The following is an 18,197-nucleotide window of genomic DNA, read 5'->3' as shown; positions in this document are numbered from 1 at the left end:
CCGACATCGTCGCGCAGGTCGTTCCACTCCATGCACGCCACCTGACACGCCTTGCAGCCGATGCATTTGGAGACATCGATCAGCTTGGCCACTTCATCGACGTGACTCCGGACCTGAGGAGGCGTCGTCGTGGTGGCGGAGCGGGCGATGATGTTCTGGGAGTTGTTCATGTGCCCTCCTTAGACCTTGTCGACGCGGACGGTGAACGACTTGTATTCCGGCGTCTGAGTATTGGCATCGCCGACGAACGGCGTCAGGGCGTTGACCAGGTATCCCTTCTTGGCCACTCCGGTGAATCCCCAATGCAGCGGGATCCCCACATGGTGGACCTGCCTGTCGCCGATCATCATCGGTCGCAGCCGTTTGGTCACCACTGCCACGGCCTTGATGAAGCCCCGTTTCGACGACACCTTCACCCAGTCACCGGCCACGATGCCGATCTCGCTGGCCAGCGCTTCGCCGATCTCGACGAACTGCTGGGGCTGCACGATGGCATTGAGTTCGGCATGCTTGGTCCAGAAGTGGAAATGCTCGGTGAGCCGGTAGGTGGTCGCCGCGTGCGGGAACTCCTCGGGCTTGCCCAGCGCCTCGCGATCCTCGTCGAAAATGCGGGCGGCCGGATTGTTGCGAGCCCTTTCCTTGCCCGGATGCAGCAGGTTCTGGGGCACCGGCGACTCGAACGGTTCGTAATGTTCAGGGAACGGCCCGTCGACCATGCTCTGCCCGGCGAACAGATGGCCGACGCCCTCCGGCTGCATGATGAACGGCATCTGCCCTTGCGACGGCGGCGAGTTGGTCGGGAAGTCGGGTACGTCGGCGCCGACCCAGGCACCCTGCTCGCCATCCCACCAGATGAACGCCTTTTCAGGCCCCCAGGGCCGTCCCTGGACGTCCGCGCTCGCCCGGTTGTAGAGAATTCGCCGATTCATCGGCCAGGCCCACGCCCAACCCAGCGTGTTGCCGGTACCGTAGGGATCGGAATTGTCGCGGTTGGCCATCTGGTTGCCGGCTTCGGTCCAGCAGCCGGTGAATATCCAGCAGCCAGACGCGGTACGCCCGTCAGCGGTCAGTTCCGCGAACCCGGCGAGCTGCTCGCCGGCGCGTCGGGTGACATTACCCTGCTCGTCGGTGAGATCCTCCAGCGCACGGCCGTTGAACTCGCGTGCCAGCTCGTCCGCCTTCGGATCGGCCGGAATCCGGTAATCCCAGGTCAGGTTGAGAATCGGATCGGGAAAGACACCCCCTTCCGCCTGATAAAGCTGCTTCAGCTTGAGAAACAGCTCGCCCATGATGCGGGTATCCGGACGCGAATCCCCCGGTGGCGGTGCCGCCGCCCAGTGCCATTGCAACCAGCGGGCGCTGTTGACGATCGAGCCCTCGTCCTCGGCGAAACAGCAGGTTGGCAGACGGAACACTTCGGTGCCGATCTGGCTGGAATCGACATCGTTGTACTCGCCGTAATTCTTCCAGAACTCGCTGGTTTCGGTGTTGAGCGGATCCATCACCACCAGATACTTCAGCGAAGAGAGCGCCCTGGTCACCTTGGCCCGATTGGGGAACGACGCCAGCGGATTGAACCCCTGACAGAAATAGCCGTTGAGCTCGCCCTTGGACATGCGCTCGAATGTGTCGAGGATGTCGTAGAGCGGCCGCTCGAGCTTGGGCAGCCAGTCGAAGCACCAGTCGTTGCCTTCATTGGCCGCATCGCCGTACCACGTCTTCATCAGACTGACGTGGAATTTTTCGTAGTTCTTCCAGTAGGAGACCTGGCCCTCGACGGTCGGCTGCTTGGTGCGTTTGTCGATATAGGCGCGGTAGTCCTGCTCCTTGGCGTTGGCCAGGGTCATGTAGCCGGGCAAGAGCTGGGACAGCAGGCCCAGGTCGGTCAGGCCCTGGATGTTGGAGTGTCCGCGCAAGGCGTTGACGCCGCCGCCCGGCATGCCCATGTTGCCCAGCAACAGCTGGACCATGGCGGCCGTACGGATGATCTGGGATCCGATCGAATGCTGCGTCCACCCCAGCGCGTAGAGGATGGTCATGGTCTTGTCGGGGACCGCCATCGCCGCGATCTTCTTCCAGATCCGCTGGATGTTGTCGACCGTGATCCCGGTAATGCTCGAGACCATGTCCGGGGTGTAACGCGAATAGTGTTCCCGCAGCAACTGATAGACGCAGCGCGGATTCTGCAAGGACGCGTCGCGACGAGCGAAACCGTCGTCGCCCATCTCGTACATCCACGACTGCTTGTCGTAGCTGCGGGTCGACTCGTCATACCCGGAGAACAGACCGTCCTCGAACCCGTAATCCTCGCGCACGATCAGCGCCGCGTCGGTGTAGTTCAGCACGTACTCGCGCTGGATCTGATCGGTCTCGATCAGATAGCTGATCAGCCCGCCGAGAAACGCGATATCGGTGCCGGTGCGGATGAACGCCTTGTCCTGCGCCACGGCGCCGGTACGAGTGAAGCGCGGGTCGATCGTGATCAACTCGGCTTTATTGTGCTCGATGGCCTCGGTGACCCAGCGAAAGCCCACAGGGTGTGCTTCGGCGGAGTTGCCACCCATCGACAGAATCAGATTGGCATTGCGGATGTCGACCCAGTGATTGGTCATGGCACCGCGACCGAATGAAGGGGCAAGACCTGCCACCGTCGGTCCGTGTCAAACGCGTGCCTGGTTGTCGAACGCCACCATGCCGAGATTGCGCACCACCTTGTGGGTGATGTAGCCGGCTTCGTTGGAAGAGCCGGAGGCCGCCAGGAAGCCGGTCGTCGTCCAGTGGTTGACCGTCTCGCCTTGTGCGGTGCGCTGGACGAAATTGGCGTCGCGATCGTCCTTCATGTGCCGGGCGATACGGTTCAGCGCCTCGTCCCAGCTGATTCGTGTCCATTCGCTGGAGCCCGCTTCACGAACTTGCGGATATTCGAGCCGCCCCTTGCTGTGAACGAAGTCGAGCAGGCCAGCGCCTTTGGGGCAGAGCGAACCACGAGACACCGGATGATCGGGATCGCCTTCGATATGGAAGACATTCTGCTCGACGTTCTTGGAGCCGTCGCCCTTGCTGTAGATCAGAATGCCACAGCCTACCGAGCAGTAGGTGCAGGTGTTGCGGGTCTCTTTGGCGTGGGTCAGCTTGAACTGGCGGATCGAGGCTTCGGCGGGTTCGGGCGCAAACCCCATCATCGCCAGGCTCGAACTCGCCAATCCCGCCCCGCCCAGTTTGAAAAACTGGCGCCGAGTGACGTTGATTGACATGTGTCATCCTCATCGGTCATTGGCGGGCACCTCTACTCTTCAACGGTCATTCTGCGGGTGCCTCGCTTTTCTTATAGCAAACGGCTAGGCAAGCTGTCGTCATCACAAGCCCGGTAATTTGTCGGTAACGACTAAAGTCGTATCACCAGAACGGCAAAACGCCCACTCCCCGGAAGGGGGAATGGGCGCTCGTTCCGCAATGACCCGACTTGGCAGTACGTTGCTACACGGCTTTGGCAGGCGTTACCTCCGGCTTCGCCTTGGCCAGCAGGAACAGCACCACGGTAATGACCGCGCCGACGATGTCGCTGATCAACCCCGGGAAAATCAACGCCAGCGCACCGACCGCCGCCAGTATTCGCCAGAACGGGTTGAGCGGGCGTCGCAGATAGCCCTCGACCGCCACGGCCAGCAGCAGCACCCCGACCACCCCGGTCACGATGACCCACAGCGTGTTCCACAGGGTCGCATCGATCATCAGCATGCTGTGCGCGAATACGAACATGTAGGGCACCACGAAGCCGGCGATCGCCAGTTTCATCGCCTGGAAACCGGTGGCGTTGGGCGAGCCGCCGCTGATACCGGCGCCCGCATAGGCGGCCAGCGCCACGGGCGGCGTCAGGTTGGCGAACAGCCCGAAGTAGAACACGAACATGTGGGCCACGAAGATCGCCGTCTCGTTGCTGCCCGCCAGCTCCCGGAACATCGGCAGATTCAGCAGAATCGGCGCGGCCATGGTGCTGGTGATGATGTAGGTCGGAATACTCGGCAGGCCCATGCCGAGCACGATCGATGCGATCATGGTCAGCACCAGCGTGACCAGCAGCTGGATCATCGGAATCGGAATCTGCTGGCCCAGCGTCACCACGGCGTCAGCCGCTTCCAGCGCGATACCGGTGAGCGTGGCGATCCCGACGATGATCCCCACTGCCCCACAGGCCACGGCAACGGGAATGGCATTGCGCACCCCGTCGTGCATGGCATCACGACAGTCGGCCACATCCATCTTCTCGGCCACCATCCCCAGCTTGGCCCGCAGCGCGTTGATGGCCACCGTCACCGCAATGATCAAGAACAGCGTCCAGCGGCTGGCCGGAAAATTGGGCAGCGCGTGTCCACCGATCAACGCCCGCAGCTGCGGCTCGAAGATCAGCAGTGCCAGAATCAGGCTGAGCCCGATCGCCACGCGGCGCGTACCGCAGATCAGTACCGTTGCCGCGATCGACCAGAATGCCGCGAAGAACGGCGCCCGCCCCTCGAACAGCAGCCATAGCAGCACGGCCATCGGTATCAGCAGGTGACCGCGCTTGAGCATGACCTCCTTGAGCGGCGTGAGCTGGGAGCGAGGAATACCCTCCAGGCCGTTGCGCATGGCGCGCAGATGTACCTGGAACAGCACGCCAAGATAGTAGAGCAGCGCCGGAATGATCCCCGCCAGAATGACCTGGGTGTAGGGAACTGCCAGCACCTCGGCCATGATGAAGGCCGCTGCGCCCATGATCGGCGGCAGGATCTGACCGCCGACGCTGGCAGCGGCTTCGACCGCTCCGGCAAAGTTCGCCTTGTAGCCGGTCTTCTTCATCAACGGAATGGTAAAGGCCCCTGTCGTCACCACATTGGCGATGGCGGAGCCGTTGATCGAACCCAGAAAGCCGCTGGCGATGACCGCCACCTTGGCCGGCCCGCCCCGGGTATGTCCGGCGATGGCCAGCGCAAGATCGTTGAACAGCTGCCCCAGTCCGGACTTGCCGAGAAAGGCACCGAACAGGATGAACAGAATGATATAGCTCGCCGAGACCCCGATCGCCGTGCCCAGCAGCCCTTCGGTGATAAACACCAGATGGGAGATGATCTGCTTGCAGGTGGCGAGGACGATCGCCTCGTTGACCTGCGGGTAGAACGAGAGCTTGGCATAGAAGCCGTAGACCAGGAACAAAGCGGCCAGAATCGTCAGGCCCCAGCCGGTGACACGCCGGGTTGCGTCCAGCACCAGCAGAATCGCCACCATGCCGACCACCATGTCGACATTGTTGATGCGTCCTGCCGAAGCGATCACGCGATCGGACACCATCAGCATGTAGACACCGATGCCGAATGCGATCAGTGCCACGATGGCGTCGCCCCATGGCACCCGGTCGCGGGCTCCCTTGCGAGTCAACGGATAGAGAATGAAGGCCAGACCCAGCAGGGTATAGAGGTGGATGCTGCGCTGGGCGACATCAACCAGCGGCCCCGAAAACGAGGTGTAGAGATGAAACAGTGCCAGCAGTACCGACACGGCCATGACGAACCGGATCACCGAGCGCGGCAGTCTGTCTCGTACCAGACTTTCGCGGTCGAATTTTTCCAGTGCCTCCTTGACCGACGGATCCTGTGAATCGTCGGCGGAGATCGTGTTTTTCTGTTCGGACATGTGCCTTCCTCGCCAAGCGGGGATCTATGACAACCAGGGTCGCACCAGTGCCGGCAAGACTTGCCACAACGGCACCCTGAGTATGGAAAAAGTCAGTATTCGGGGCGGATCGCCGCGCGACAGCGGAATGGTATGGCCCGCGAAGATCAGACGGTAATGCTCTTCCACGGCTGCCTGCACCGCCAGCGGATCGACCACGCGATCGATGCCGGTCATCACCACCCAGCCATCCTCGAGATGGGTTTCGGTACCCGCATGCGACGGAACACCCGCACCGAACGTCTTGAAGCGCGTGCCGGTGATCTCTATGGCGTCGCCCGCGGTCACCGCGAACCACTCTTCCCAATCTTCTTTCTCGACCGAATGCATCCAGCGCAGCGTAAAGGTCGTGCCCTGCCACCCCGGAAAGGCAAAACGCCACTGCGGCCCATCACGAATGACCAACCACGGTAGCGGATACGCAGCGGTGGCGACCCCCAGGATCACCACCGCTGCGATACTCAGCCAGATTTTACGCATCAAGACGATTCATCAGAACGATTTATCAGACCGATCCACCAGGGCGATCCACCAGGGCGATTCATCGAGACCGTCATCATGACTGGCGCCTTGATCGGTCGGTCACGCCATCCCGCTCAGGATTGCGGCTCCTTGTCCTGCGCGTTGTCATCACCGCTGGTCTCGCTCCCCTCGGCAGCGTCGATGTTGTCTTCGGGCGTCTCGGCGCTGGTCTGCTTGGACGGTTCAGCTTCGGCACCATCGGATGTCGTCGTCGACGCTTTCTCGTTGGCCGGCATCGAAGCGGTCTCTTCCGACAGATCGCTGTCATCACCGGCACTAGCCGCATCGCCATCAGTTGCTGCACCCTCGGAAGAAGACAGCGTTTCGTAGAAGGCTTCGGCGCCCGGATGCACCGGTACGACCAGATTCTTGTCCATGGTGCTGGGATCGAACTGCTTGAGCGCACCCACGGAGACGCTGTCGGATTCCAGATAGTCATGGAACCGCTTGGCCAGATCCTCGGCCACATCGTCCCGCATGGAGGACGGCACGATCATGATGTTGCGGATCGCCACGGTATCCACGGCGTCACCCAGATTGTAGCGCTCGGGCGCCCCGGCCGGGATCTCGTAGTTCTCGTAGTACGGATACTTTTCCAGCAGCGTGGAGGCAACGTCGCCGCTGACCGGAACGAAGGTCACGTCGGTGCTCTGCATCAGCCCGGTGATGCTGGAGTTGGGCACGCCGGAGGTGAAGAACGCGGCATCGAGGTTGCCGTTGCTCATCTCGGTCACGCTGTCGGCATAGCCGGTATGGCTGACCTGGGCCAGATCGTCGTAGCTGAGGCCCGCCGATTCCAGCACCTTGGCAGCACTCTGTTCGACCCCGGAGCCGACCTTGCCCACGCCGACACGCTTGCCTTTCAGATCGGCAATGCTGTGGACATCGCTGTCGGCCGTGGCGACGATTTGCACCACGTTGGGATACAGACCAGCGATGGTCTCGATATCGGCAGGCTGGCCCTCGAACTGGTTCTGGCCCTTGACGGCGTCGTAAGCCACGTCGCTCATCACGATGGCGACCTGATTCAGACCATCGTTGATGTTGTTGATGTTCTGCACGGAGGCACCGGTCGACACCACCTGTACGCCGTCGACCAGGTCGCTCTTTTCGAACACGCTCTTCAGCGCCCCGCCGATCGGATAGTAGCTGCCACCGGTACCGCCGGTGCCGAAGATCAGATTGACGGGTTCGCCGCCGGCGGCAGCGGTGTCCTGGCTATCGGCATTATCTGCACTGCCGGCGGTGTCCGAAGACGCCGTGTCCTGAGTGCTGGAACCGGAGGACTGGGTCTCCTGTTGCGACGATGATGACTCTTGAGACTCGCTTTTGGCCTGATCATCACTGTCGTCACCGCAACCCACCAGCAGTGCGCCGGAAAGGCCCAGCGCCGCGACCAGCATTCCTGTGCGTAACATCATGGTTCACCCCGTCATTGAAACGTCATCGACCCATCTGATCGACGAAAAAGAAACCGTACAGTGACCCAAGAGTAAGGAACGCCCGGCGGCGATACCATGCCTGAACCACTGCATACCACTAAAGTCTAAGATTTTTTGGCATCCTGCGATAACACGCGTCGTACCACGCCACCGATGGTCAGCCCCTGAACCAGGATCGAGAACAGCACGATGATGTAGGTCACCATCACCATGGTATTTCGGTAATCGCTCTCGGGCAGGCCCAGCGCCAAGGCCACCGAGATGCCACCTCGCAGCCCGCCCCAGGTCAGCACACGCGTGGTGCCGTGACGAAAATGGACACACCGGTTCAATATGGCAATGGGTAGACCGATGGTGAGCAGGCGCGTCACCAGAATGACGACGATGATCGGGCCAGCAACGATGAGGTACGACCACTCGAAGGGAATGAGCAGCAGTTCGAGGCCGATCAGTACGAACAGCACCGCGTTGAGAATCTCGTCGATCAGTTCCCAGAAGCCGTCGACGTAGCGACGGGTGGTATCCGACATGGCATGTTCGCGGCCGCGATTGCCGATGAACAGCCCGGCAATGACCATCGAGATCGGCCCCGACACATGAAGATGCGTCGCCAGCGTATAACCGCCCAGCACCAGCGCAAGGGTGACCAGCACCTCGATCTGATACTGATCGATGCTCTTCATCATCCAGTAGGCGACATACCCCATCACCAGCCCGAGCAGAATGCCGCCGCCGGCCTCTTCCAGGAACAGCATCGCGGAGTGCGTGACCGTCAGCGCTTCGGTCGCGTTCGCCGCTCCCAGCATCATGGTGAACACCACCACCGCGACGCCGTCGTTGAACAGCGACTCGCCGACGATCTTGATCTCCATATCTTCCGGCGCGCCCGCGCTACGCATGATCCCGAGTACGGCGATCGGATCCGTCGGCGAGATCAACGCCCCGAAGACCAGGCAGTAGAGATAAGGCACCGCGATATGGAAGGTGGCGAAAAGCCACCAGGCCGCGCTACCGATCACCACGGTCGAGATCACCACACCGACGGTCGCCAGCAGACCGATCGAGTAGCGATAACGCTTGAGCTTGTGGAAATCGACGTGCAACGCCCCGGCGAACAGCAGCAGCGACAGCATCCCGTCCATCAGCAAGGTGTTGAAGTTTATCTGCCCCAGCCAGGCCTCGGCCCAATCGGTAATCCCGTCGAAGCCAGCGTGGCTCAACGCGATCAACAACATCGAAGCCAGCAGCGAGATGCACATCACCCCGATCGTCGCCGGCAGCTTGAGGAACCGGTAGTTGAACCACGCAAACAGCGCGGTGATCGTGATGAAGACTGCTGCGATTTCCAGCATGGAATTCTTCCCTGTGCCTGCCGCGGCGAATTGTCGGTGAGCGTCCGGCCCGGAGCCTTTACGATAGAGGATCGCAGCGGGGCGGGCTTGATAAGGGTTCATTCAGCCGATCGGTGACAAAAAAAGCGGGCCCGGAAATCCGGGTCCGCTTCGTCGTCGTGTGCCGATCAGACCCTGCAGGCCGGCGCCGACATGCAGGGCTCTCCAGGGACTCGCGATTACAGACCGGCAGCGGCTCTCAGCGTCTCGGCCTTGTCCGTCTTCTCCCACGGGAAGGCGGTAAAGGTCTCGGTCTGCGTTTCGCCGTTGACGTCGGTCCAGGTGTAGCTCGATTCGAACGGTTCGCGTCCGAAGTGGCCGTAGGAGGCCGTCAGTTGATACATCGGATGGAGCAGATCGAGCATGCGCGTAATGGCGTGGGGGCGCAGGTCGAAGTGCTCGCGCACCAGCTCGATGATCCTGGTTTCGCTGACACTGGCGGTGCCGAAGGTGTTGATCGAGACCGAGGTCGGCTCGGCGACACCGATGGCGTAGGAGACCTGAATCTCGCACTTGTCGGCGAGACCGGCAGCCACGATGTTCTTGGCCACGTAGCGCCCGGCATAGGCAGCACTGCGGTCGACCTTGGACGGATCCTTGCCGGAAAACGCGCCGCCGCCGTGGCGCGCCATACCGCCGTAGGTATCGACGATGATCTTGCGTCCGGTCAGCCCGCAATCACCCACCGGACCGCCGATCACGAACTTGCCGGTCGGGTTGATGTGGAACCGGGTCTTGTCATGTATCCACTTCGCCGGGAGGACATCACGGATGATCAGATCCTCCACCGCCTTGCGCAGATCTTCCTGGGAGATGTCTGGATCGTGCTGGGTCGACAGCACCACGGCATCCACGCCGTTGGGCTTGCCGTCGTCGTCATAGCTGAAGGTGATCTGGCTCTTGGCGTCGGGACGCAACCACGAAAGCGTACCGTTCTTGCGCAGTTCCGCCTGACGCTCGACGAGCCGGTGCGAATAGTGGATCGGCGCCGGCATGAACGATTCGGTCTCGTTGGTGGCGTAACCGAACATCAGGCCCTGATCGCCCGCGCCCTGATCTTCGGGCTTGCTGCGATCGACGCCCTGGGCGATATCGACGCTCTGCTTTCCGATCAGGTTGATCACGCCGCAGGTTTCGCCATCGAAGCCGACTTCCGAAGAGGTATAGCCAATATCGATGATCACCTTGCGCACCAGGTCTTCCAGGTCGACCCAGGCGGAGGTTGAAATTTCCCCGGCAACGATGGCGACGCCGGTCTTGACCAGCGTCTCGCAAGCCACGCGCGCCTGCTTGTCCCGCGCGATGATGGCGTCCAGCACGGCATCGGAAATCTGATCGGCGATCTTGTCCGGATGACCTTCGGACACGGATTCGGAGGTAAACAGAGAGTATTCGCTCATGGCGTACGGAGATCCCTTCGTTCACTGGTTGCGGCCCGCACGTGCGACCCGCCTGACAAAACGCAGCGCCGTCGGTCGGGAAGACGGATGAAACGACGCACGACATCGCTCTCCCGGACACGCCGGGACAGGGTACAAAAGTCTACACACAGAATGGCTAGCTGCCTATGTTTTGCCACCCGCGCGGATGATTGACCGGTGCTATCGAGGGCTAGCGGCGAGGGCTAGCGGCGAGGGCTAGCGGCGAGGGCTAGCGGCGAGGGCTAGCGGCGAGGGCTAGCGGCGAGGGCTAGCGGCGAGGGCTAGCGGCGAGGGCTACCGGTACCGTGCACGATATCGACCAGCCGCTCGATACCCGCCGTGGCATTCTCCCGCTGCCAGGCATTGCGGCCGAAAATCACGCCCCGTGCGCCGTTATCCAGTGCATCCCGGGTGAAACACGCCAGCGCCTCGTCGTCGTTCATCGCCGACCCACCCAGGACGAGTACCGGAACCGGACAGCTCTGTACGAGGCCCTGCATGTCCCGAGGGTCGCCGGTGAACTGCGCCTTGATCAGATCGGCTCCCAGCTCGGCGCCGATCCTCGCCACCCGCGCGATGCGCTCGCCATCGAGACGACCGTCTTCGCGCCCTTGCTCACGGTGCCCCCACACCACCGCCTCGACGATCAGTGGCAGTCCGATCGCCTCGCACTGGCGGGCGGTCTCCGCTACCGCCCGAAGGTTGTCGGCTTCGCGCCCGGGGTCGTCGTAACCGGAAATCAGACACATCACTACCGCGTCCGCCCCCATCGCCTGCGCCTGGGCGGGCGTTGCGATCATGCGGTGATACTCCTCTCCCGCCAGCGTGAAGTCGCCCACCATCGGATAGTCGATCCGAAGCACCACTTTGGGCGCGCGGCTGTCGGCGAACAGGTCAGCGCAAGACTTGAGCATGCCGGGCGACAACAGCACCGCTTCCGGACCGGCCGCGACGATCGCCTCGCAGGTCCGACGCGCATCGATGGCATGCTCCACAGGTCCCGCCAGCAGCGTACGATCGAACGCCACCATGCAGCTCGATCCGGTCTCGCGGCGAAACAGCCGTCCGGTGCGCAAGCCGCTGGCAGAAAAGACGGTCGTCATGGTGTGATCTCCTGGGCAGAGGACGTTCCCGGGTCTTCAGTGGCAGCCGCGACAGCCTCCGGCGGCTCCCCGCAAATTGGCGCGAGCGAAACGCCATGCGCCCGCAGGGCCACCTCTCGCACCGCCTCGATTTCGTCCCGGCAGCGTGATTCGGACCATTCCAGGGCCCTTCGGCAATGCGATGCGACCTCCTCGACCACGACGCCGTCCAGTTGCCCGGAGAGCGCAATCGGCAGACGACGGAACAGCACGTCTGCCAGATGCTCGACGCGCTCGAAGCGGCAGACGAAATCGATCTCCCCGACACGATAATCCGTCATCGAATTCAGCGGGCGCTGACGACAGACACCATCAGCGCTCATCCTCGCGCAGTGCCGCCCTACCGCTTCGCCTCGAGTGCCATAGCGGCTCAACAGGGTGATCGCCCGATGCCGGTCGCCGTCGCAGAGCGCGGTTACCCGCGCAAGCCAGGCCTCCCGCGATATCGCATCGCGGGGGTAATCCTTCCCGCCTCCGATCGCCAGCTCGCGGGTATCGATCTCGCGTCGGCAGCCGAGCCTGGCAAGCACGTCGTCGGCGACCTCCTCGGCAAACCCGCGAAATGTGGTCCATTTGCCGCCGACCAGCGACAGCACCGGCCAATCCTGGATGCGATCCTCGACGATGGCGTGATCTCGGCTGATCTGGCCCGGATCGGCGGCGTCGCTGCGCGGGAGCGGACGCACCCCGCTATAGCGATAACGCACCTGATCCGGTCCGATCGGCACGTCGGGGAACAGATAGCGCACCGCCTCGAGCATGTAGTCGCGTTCGGCATCCTCGCAGACGGCCTGGTCCGGATCGGGGCAACGAATGTCGGTGGCGCCGACCAGTACGTGATTCATGAACGGATAGATCAGGCAGATGCGACCATCCGGGGTGCCGAAATAGATCATCCGCCCGTCGAGCTGATCCCGAAGGATCGGCACATCGACGATCAGATGGCCGCCCTTGGTACCACCGATGTGCTGCGTTCCGCGCCCCAACCGACGGTTGATCTCATCGATCCAGGCGCCGCCGGCGTTGACGATGAGCTGGGGGCGGACCGTGAAAGCGTTGCCGTCTTCATCGTTGAAACTCACCGCTCCGCCTTCGCCACCGGTCAGGGTCACATGGTTGAGTGCCATCGCCCCGCGATGGGTCCGGCAGCCATCGTCGATCAGCTCGTAGCCGAGGCGTTCGGCCTGGCTGATCGCGGCATCGTAGTAGGTGTGAAGCGCACGAACGTCGCGGCGAATGTCCGGCAGCGATTCCCGCACCCGGCGCCCCAGCATCAGCGAATGACGCGGCATGCTGCGAAAGTGGCGACCGAAGAAGTCATAGAGCGTCAGCCCGACTTCACTGATCAGGATGCCGCGGTCGTCGATCTTCGCCGGGCGACGAAAGAACCGCTGGATCGACGGCCAGATGCCCCCCCACCAGCTGTGCGTCGGCATCGCGGTGCGCAGCGGATGCACCACGTGCGGCGCGTTGCGCAGCAGCAGATTACGCTCGCGGGTCGACTGCGCCACCAGGCGGAACTCCCCGGTCTCCAGATACTTGAGGCCGCCGTGAATCAGTCGCGAAGGCGCCGCGCTGGCCCCGGCACAGAAGTCCTGCTTGTCGACGATCAGCGTATCGACACCCTGCAACGCCAGATCGCGAAACAGGCCGGCACCGTTGATGCCGGCGCCGATGATCAGCACCGAGACCGCCGGATCGGCCCGCAGTCGTTCCAGCGTCTGCTGACGCGTCAGCGGTGGTGGATTCAGAGATTCGGTCATCGTGCGGCTCCCGCCGTTGGACTGGGTTGAGGTTCGACTGCCGGCGATGCCAACGGCGGCGCGTCGGCATCGAGCGTCGCCCACAGCGGACGCAGGCACTCCACCAACCGCTGGTAACGTTCGAAGCCCCGCTGGCACTCGGCCTGGCGCCGGGCCTCGGGTGTATAGCGATGGTCGATCTCGCAAAGCGGTGTAGCTGACGCAATGGCGGGAAACACCTCGGCCGCCACCCCCGCGCAGATGGCGGCACCCCAGGCGGCCGCTTCCTGGATACGGGACGTCTCCAGCGGCCGGCCGAGCGAATCGGAGAAGAGCTGCGCCAGCCGCGGCGAGTGACTGCCGCCGCCGGTGATGCGCACGCGGTCGATGGGGAAAGTCGACGCCAGCGCATCGACATGGACGCGATGATTGAACACCACGCCTTCCAGAATCGCGCGGAGTACATGGCCGCGATCATGCCAGCCCTGCAGCCCGAACAGCCCGGCGCTGGCGGGTTCGTCATAGGGTGAGCCGTAAAGGAACGGGTGATAGACCAGTCGAGACGGGCTTTGGAACGCGGCGTCCAGCGATGCTTCCATCTCGGCGAAAAAGGCACCGGTATCGCCGTCGCCGGCCCGCCCCCATTGGCGATGAAACCATTCGAGATTGCTCGAGGAAGCCGGTGAAATCGCCATGTTGAGCCATTGGCCAGGGCGCAGTCCGTTGCGCGTGGCCCAGCGCGAGTCGGGCTTCGGCGCGTCGGAGAAGACCTCGTTGATGCTGAAGGTGCCGGCTGCGATGGTCAGGGTATCCGACTCGACATTTCCCAACCCCACCGCGCTGGCCGTGACATCGTGAAGCCCCGCCGCCACCGGCGTACCGGCTTTGAGGCCGGTGGCGCGCGCAGCCGCCATGCTGACATGGCCGGCAATCTCGTCGGGCATGCGGACAGCCGGCAGCGTGTCGAAGACACTATCGATACCCAGCATCGACAGCGCCTCCCGGCTATAACGCTGCGTGTTCACATCGGTATAGCCGGTGCTGGCCTCGGTGAAGTCGGTGGCAACCTCGCCGGTCAGCTTGAATCGCAGCCAGTCCTTGCAGGTCAGCACGTGGCCGAGCGCGGACAACCGTTCGGGTTGATGTTCCTGCATCCATGCCAGCAAGGTCACCGGCGAGAAGGCAAAAGGCATCTGTCCGATCCGCGCCAGCGCCTCGTCACGCACGCCTTCTCGACACCAGCGTTCGACGATGCCCGCCGCGCGGCTATCGAGCGAGGTGATGGCTTGGCCGAGCGGCTCGCCTTTCCGATCGAGCGGATAGAGCCCATCGCCGTGCGCCGTGACGCCGATCGCCACAATCTCGCTGCCATCCACGTTGGCAGCGGCCAGCGCAGCGCGTATCGCCTGAGCGGCACTTGCCCAGGTGGCATTCATGTCACGTTCGACCCAGTGTGCCTGAGGATGCTCGAGCCGGGACGCCTCCCGCCCGATGCCCACGACATTGCCGTCGGTATCGAAAATCACCGCTTTGGTGGAACTGGAGCCTCCGTCGAGCCCCAGCAGATAACCGCGTGACATGGCTGTCTCCCGTCAATCGCATCCCCGCACCGCCGAAAAGGTACGGAATGAACGCTTCATGCCGCCATTTCTAACACTCTTTTGTGATCGAGCGACGTTAGACGTTGGTGTTAAACATCACCGCTGACAACAGATATTATTTTAATTTCAATCAATTAAAGTTTATCGCTAAAAGGTAAATCCTCTTCAAGACCAAAGTCATACGGCAAATCATCACTTTTTGATGTTATTTAATTGGCACTCGCTTCAGTTATCCCAACATGTCACCGCCGAGGTAGCTCATGCCCGATTCTCGAGTGTCTCTTCCCGACAGCATGCAGGCCGTGGTCTGTCGCGGGCCCGGCGACTATCGCCTCGAACGCGCGCCGACGCCCAGGCCCGGCCAGGGCGAGCTGATCCTCAGGATCCAGGCCTGCGGCATCTGTTCGAGCGATCTCAAATGCCGCGACGGAGCCGCGATGTACTGGGGCGACGGCGACCGCTTCGCGCCTTTCGTGAAGCCGCCAATGATCGTCGGCCACGAATTCGCCGGCGAGGTGGTCGCGCTGGGCGAAGAGGCTGCCGAGCGTTTTGGCGTCTCGCTGGGCGATCGGGTGGTGCCGGAGCAGATTCTGCCCTGCCGACAGTGCTTCTATTGTCAGCGCGGCCACTACTGGATGTGCGAGGTGCACAACATCTTCGGCTTTCAGGGTGGCGTCGCCGATGGCGGCATGGCGGAATACCTGCGCGTGCCGGCCAACGCGGTGCTGCATAGGGTCGATCCTCGCCTGAGCGTCGAGGACGCCGCCTTCCTCGAGCCGCTGGCCTGCGGTATCCATGCGGTCAATCGCGCCGAGATCCAGTTCGACGATACCGTGGTGATCGCCGGCGGCGGCCCGATCGGCCTGGCCATGGTTCAGCTCGCCAGGCTCAAGACGCCCAGACAGCTGATTCTGGTCGACACTCATGACGACCGCCTGGATCTGGCTCGCGACTACGGCGCCGATCACGGCTTCACTCCGCATCGCGACGATATCGCCAAGGAGATACGTGCTCTCACCGGCGGTTACGGCTGCGAGGTCTATATCGACGCCACCGGTTCATCGAGCGGCGTAGTCCAGGGCCTGGAATCGCTACGCAAGCTGGGCCGTTTCGTCGAGTTCAGCGTGTTCAAGGAACCCACTACCGTCGACTGGTCGACGATCGGTGATCGCAAGGAGCTGGATATTCGCGGCTCGCACCTATCACCGCACACGTATCCGGTGGCGATCGACCTGCTCGCTCGCGGGTTGGTGACGACCCGCGGCATCGTCACCCATCACGTTCCGCTGGCCGATTTCGAGCGAGGCTTCGAGATCGCCGCCCAGCGCGACTCGATCAAGGTCGTGCTGACGACGGGCGCGTCATGAGCTCGCTCGAAGCCGTACCGCCTCGCACCGCGACAAGGGGCGCAACAGCACGCCGCCAGGCGATGCTGGACTACATCATTCAGGCCGGCTCGGCCCAGGTCGACGAGCTGGCCGAGCGCTTCGGCGTCAGCCGGATGACGGTACATCGCGATCTCGACGCCCTCTCCGACCAGGGCATGGTCAACAAGCAGCATGGCGGGGTCACCACTCGCTCCTCCAGCGTGTTCGAAAGCAACTTCGCGCTGCGTTCGCATATCGCCACGCGGGAAAAGCAGGCGCTGGCCCGTGCGGCGCTGGAGGAGATCGCGTCCGGCGAAGCGGTGATGCTGGACGACTCCACGACGGCTGCCGAATTGGCTTCACTGCTGCCCAGCCGTGAGCCGTTGACCGTCATCACCAATAGTCTGGAGAGCATCGAACGGCTCAAGGCCGCCAGCGGCATCAAGCTGATCACCCTGGGCGGGGATTACCAGCCGCGCTTCAACGCAACGTTCGGCCTGCTGTGCGAGCAAACGCTCGCCAACCTGCGGGCCAACGTCGCGGTGCTTTCCGCATCGGCCATCCTCGGCACCACGGCTTACGTGCAGGACCCCGCAGTGACCCAGATCAAGCGCGCACAGATGGCGGCGGCAGAGCGCCGGATACTGCTCGTCCACAGCGCCAAGTTCGGCCACGGCGCATTGCATCGGCTGGCCGACCTGGGCGAATTCGACCTGGTCCTGATCGATGCGGGCCTGACGGACGAGCATCGCCAGGTACTGGATGATGCCGAAATTCGGTATCGGTTGATCGCTATCTAATCTGATCGGCGAAACGTCATCGACTGCCCCCCAACGAAACCGCCGCGAGCCTTAGCCCGCGGCGGTCGGTCGTCCTCAACCCGGTTTCGGAGGATCACTGCTCCATGACGAACGCAGAGGTGTACTGATCGACATTGTCCGGCGTGATGAGGATGCAATCGTAGAGTTTCTTCTCGCCGCCGAGCCCGGTTTCACCTGAAGTGATGAACTTGTCTGCCATGCGTACGGCGTCTTCGGAAAAGATCGCTACCGGCTGCAGCACGGTATACGCCAATTCACCGGCCTTGATCGCATCGACCGCATCGGGCGAACCGTCGAAACCACCGACGACGATATCCTTCAGCTTGCCGGCTTCCTTGAGGGCCGCAATCGCGCCCAATGCCATCTCGTCGTTGCCGCTGATCACGCCCTGGATATCCGGGTTGGCCTGCAGCAGGCTCTGCATCTTGTTGAACCCTTGGGTGCGATCCCAGTTGGCAACGTCCTCGCCGACCTTCTTGAGATCCGGATACTGACTCAGCACGGTTTCGTAGCCGTTGGAGCGGGTCGCCGCGTTGTTGTCCGACGGAGCGCCTTTCAACTCGACGTAATTGGCCGAGTCGCCGACCGACTGAACCCACTGCTGGGCGCCCATTGCCGCCCCCTGCGCATTGTTGGACACCAATTGCGCCTTGGCCAGGCCCTGCTCATTGATCTCGGCGTTGACCAGGAATACCGGAATGCCGGCATCGACGGCCTTGCGCACCGCGCCGACCGATCCGTCGGCGTTGGCAGGGTCGAGAATGATCGCCTTGGCCTGGTTGGTGATCGCGGTATCGATTTGTCGACTTTCCGTATTGGTATCGCCCTTGTGGGCACTGACATTGGCCTCGTACCCCAACTCCTCGGCGGTTTCACGGGCGATCTTGCCTTCCGTGAACCAGTAAGGGTTGGAGGTATCGTTGACGATGATCGAGATCAGCCCCTTGTCCTGCGCCATGGCACTTCCGGCGAGTAACGGCGCACTCACGGCGAGGGCTGCGATCAGCAGGCGCTTTCCTGTCTTGAACATGATGGATCACCC

General features: G+C 62.6%; 12 protein-coding genes and 1 pseudogene. 2 read left to right on the top strand and 11 right to left on the bottom strand.

Translation table 11 applies throughout. The annotated features are described in order from the left end of the window. From BTW07_RS20305 to BTW07_RS17355, 10 genes and pseudogenes are all read right to left on the bottom strand, one after another. Positions 1 to 170, bottom strand: a pseudogene (locus BTW07_RS20305) (formate dehydrogenase subunit beta); the annotation flags it as partial. A 9-nt stretch (positions 171 to 179) separates the two neighbouring features. Next, positions 180 to 3,179 (bottom strand): formate dehydrogenase-N subunit alpha, encoded by a 3,000-nt coding sequence (gene fdnG / locus BTW07_RS17400; RefSeq protein ID WP_244158433.1) that lies wholly within the window; start codon positions 3,177 to 3,179, stop codon positions 180 to 182. Positions 3,180 to 3,477: 298 nt separating this feature from the next. Continuing rightward, complete coding sequence (locus tag BTW07_RS17390) at positions 3,478 to 5,667, bottom strand: TRAP transporter permease (RefSeq protein WP_075571436.1); 2,190 nt, start codon at positions 5,665 to 5,667, stop codon at positions 3,478 to 3,480. Positions 5,668 to 5,691: 24 nt separating this feature from the next. After that, positions 5,692 to 6,186 (bottom strand): DUF1850 domain-containing protein, encoded by a 495-nt coding sequence (locus BTW07_RS17385; RefSeq protein ID WP_075571435.1) that lies wholly within the window; start codon positions 6,184 to 6,186, stop codon positions 5,692 to 5,694. Between the two features lie 116 nt (positions 6,187 to 6,302). Continuing rightward, complete coding sequence (locus BTW07_RS17380) at positions 6,303 to 7,649, bottom strand: TAXI family TRAP transporter solute-binding subunit (protein ID WP_083942005.1); 1,347 nt, start codon at positions 7,647 to 7,649, stop codon at positions 6,303 to 6,305. Between the two features lie 125 nt (positions 7,650 to 7,774). Beyond that, positions 7,775 to 9,022 carry a cation:proton antiporter gene (locus tag BTW07_RS17375; protein WP_075571434.1) on the bottom strand — a complete coding sequence of 416 codons (1,248 nt, stop codon included), beginning with the start codon at positions 9,020 to 9,022 and terminating at the stop codon, positions 7,775 to 7,777. A 218-nt stretch (positions 9,023 to 9,240) separates the two neighbouring features. Next, positions 9,241 to 10,461: a methionine adenosyltransferase gene (metK, locus tag BTW07_RS17370; protein WP_075571433.1), complete on the bottom strand. Its 1,221-nt coding sequence runs from the start codon at positions 10,459 to 10,461 to the stop codon at positions 9,241 to 9,243. Positions 10,462 to 10,763: 302 nt separating this feature from the next. After that, a complete protein-coding gene (locus BTW07_RS17365; protein ID WP_075571432.1) occupies positions 10,764 to 11,585 on the bottom strand; it encodes a class I fructose-bisphosphate aldolase in 822 nt (273 codons plus the stop codon). Continuing rightward, the gene (locus tag BTW07_RS17360; protein ID WP_083942003.1) at positions 11,582 to 13,387 is read right to left on the bottom strand and encodes a glycerol-3-phosphate dehydrogenase/oxidase; all 1,806 of its coding nucleotides are present in this window, start codon (positions 13,385 to 13,387) and stop codon (positions 11,582 to 11,584) included. The genes BTW07_RS17365 and BTW07_RS17360 overlap by 4 nt, the downstream gene beginning before the upstream one ends. Next, positions 13,384 to 14,946 carry an FGGY-family carbohydrate kinase gene (locus BTW07_RS17355; RefSeq protein WP_075571431.1) on the bottom strand — a complete coding sequence of 521 codons (1,563 nt, stop codon included), beginning with the start codon at positions 14,944 to 14,946 and terminating at the stop codon, positions 13,384 to 13,386. The genes BTW07_RS17360 and BTW07_RS17355 overlap by 4 nt, the downstream gene beginning before the upstream one ends. 281 nt (positions 14,947 to 15,227) lie before the next feature. Here BTW07_RS17355 and BTW07_RS17350 point away from each other — a divergent pair, with 281 nt between their 5' ends. Further along, positions 15,228 to 16,334 carry an alcohol dehydrogenase catalytic domain-containing protein gene (locus BTW07_RS17350; RefSeq protein ID WP_110661490.1) on the top strand — a complete coding sequence of 369 codons (1,107 nt, stop codon included), beginning with the start codon at positions 15,228 to 15,230 and terminating at the stop codon, positions 16,332 to 16,334. Continuing rightward, on the top strand, positions 16,331 to 17,134 hold the full coding sequence (locus BTW07_RS17345; protein WP_075571430.1) for a DeoR/GlpR family DNA-binding transcription regulator: 804 nt from the start codon (positions 16,331 to 16,333) through the stop codon (positions 17,132 to 17,134). The genes BTW07_RS17350 and BTW07_RS17345 overlap by 4 nt, the downstream gene beginning before the upstream one ends. Before the next feature lie 94 nt (positions 17,135 to 17,228). On the opposite strand, the gene BTW07_RS17340 is transcribed toward BTW07_RS17345, so the two are convergent. After that, the gene (locus tag BTW07_RS17340) at positions 17,229 to 18,185 is read right to left on the bottom strand and encodes a D-ribose ABC transporter substrate-binding protein (protein WP_075571429.1); all 957 of its coding nucleotides are present in this window, start codon (positions 18,183 to 18,185) and stop codon (positions 17,229 to 17,231) included. Between the last annotated feature and the right edge of the window lie 12 nt (positions 18,186 to 18,197).

The sequence above is a fragment of the Salinicola socius genome, from assembly GCF_001937195.1.
GTDB classification, from domain to species: Bacteria; Pseudomonadota; Gammaproteobacteria; order Pseudomonadales; family Halomonadaceae; genus Salinicola; species Salinicola socius.
This window is presented reverse-complemented; position numbering and strand designations above follow the sequence as displayed.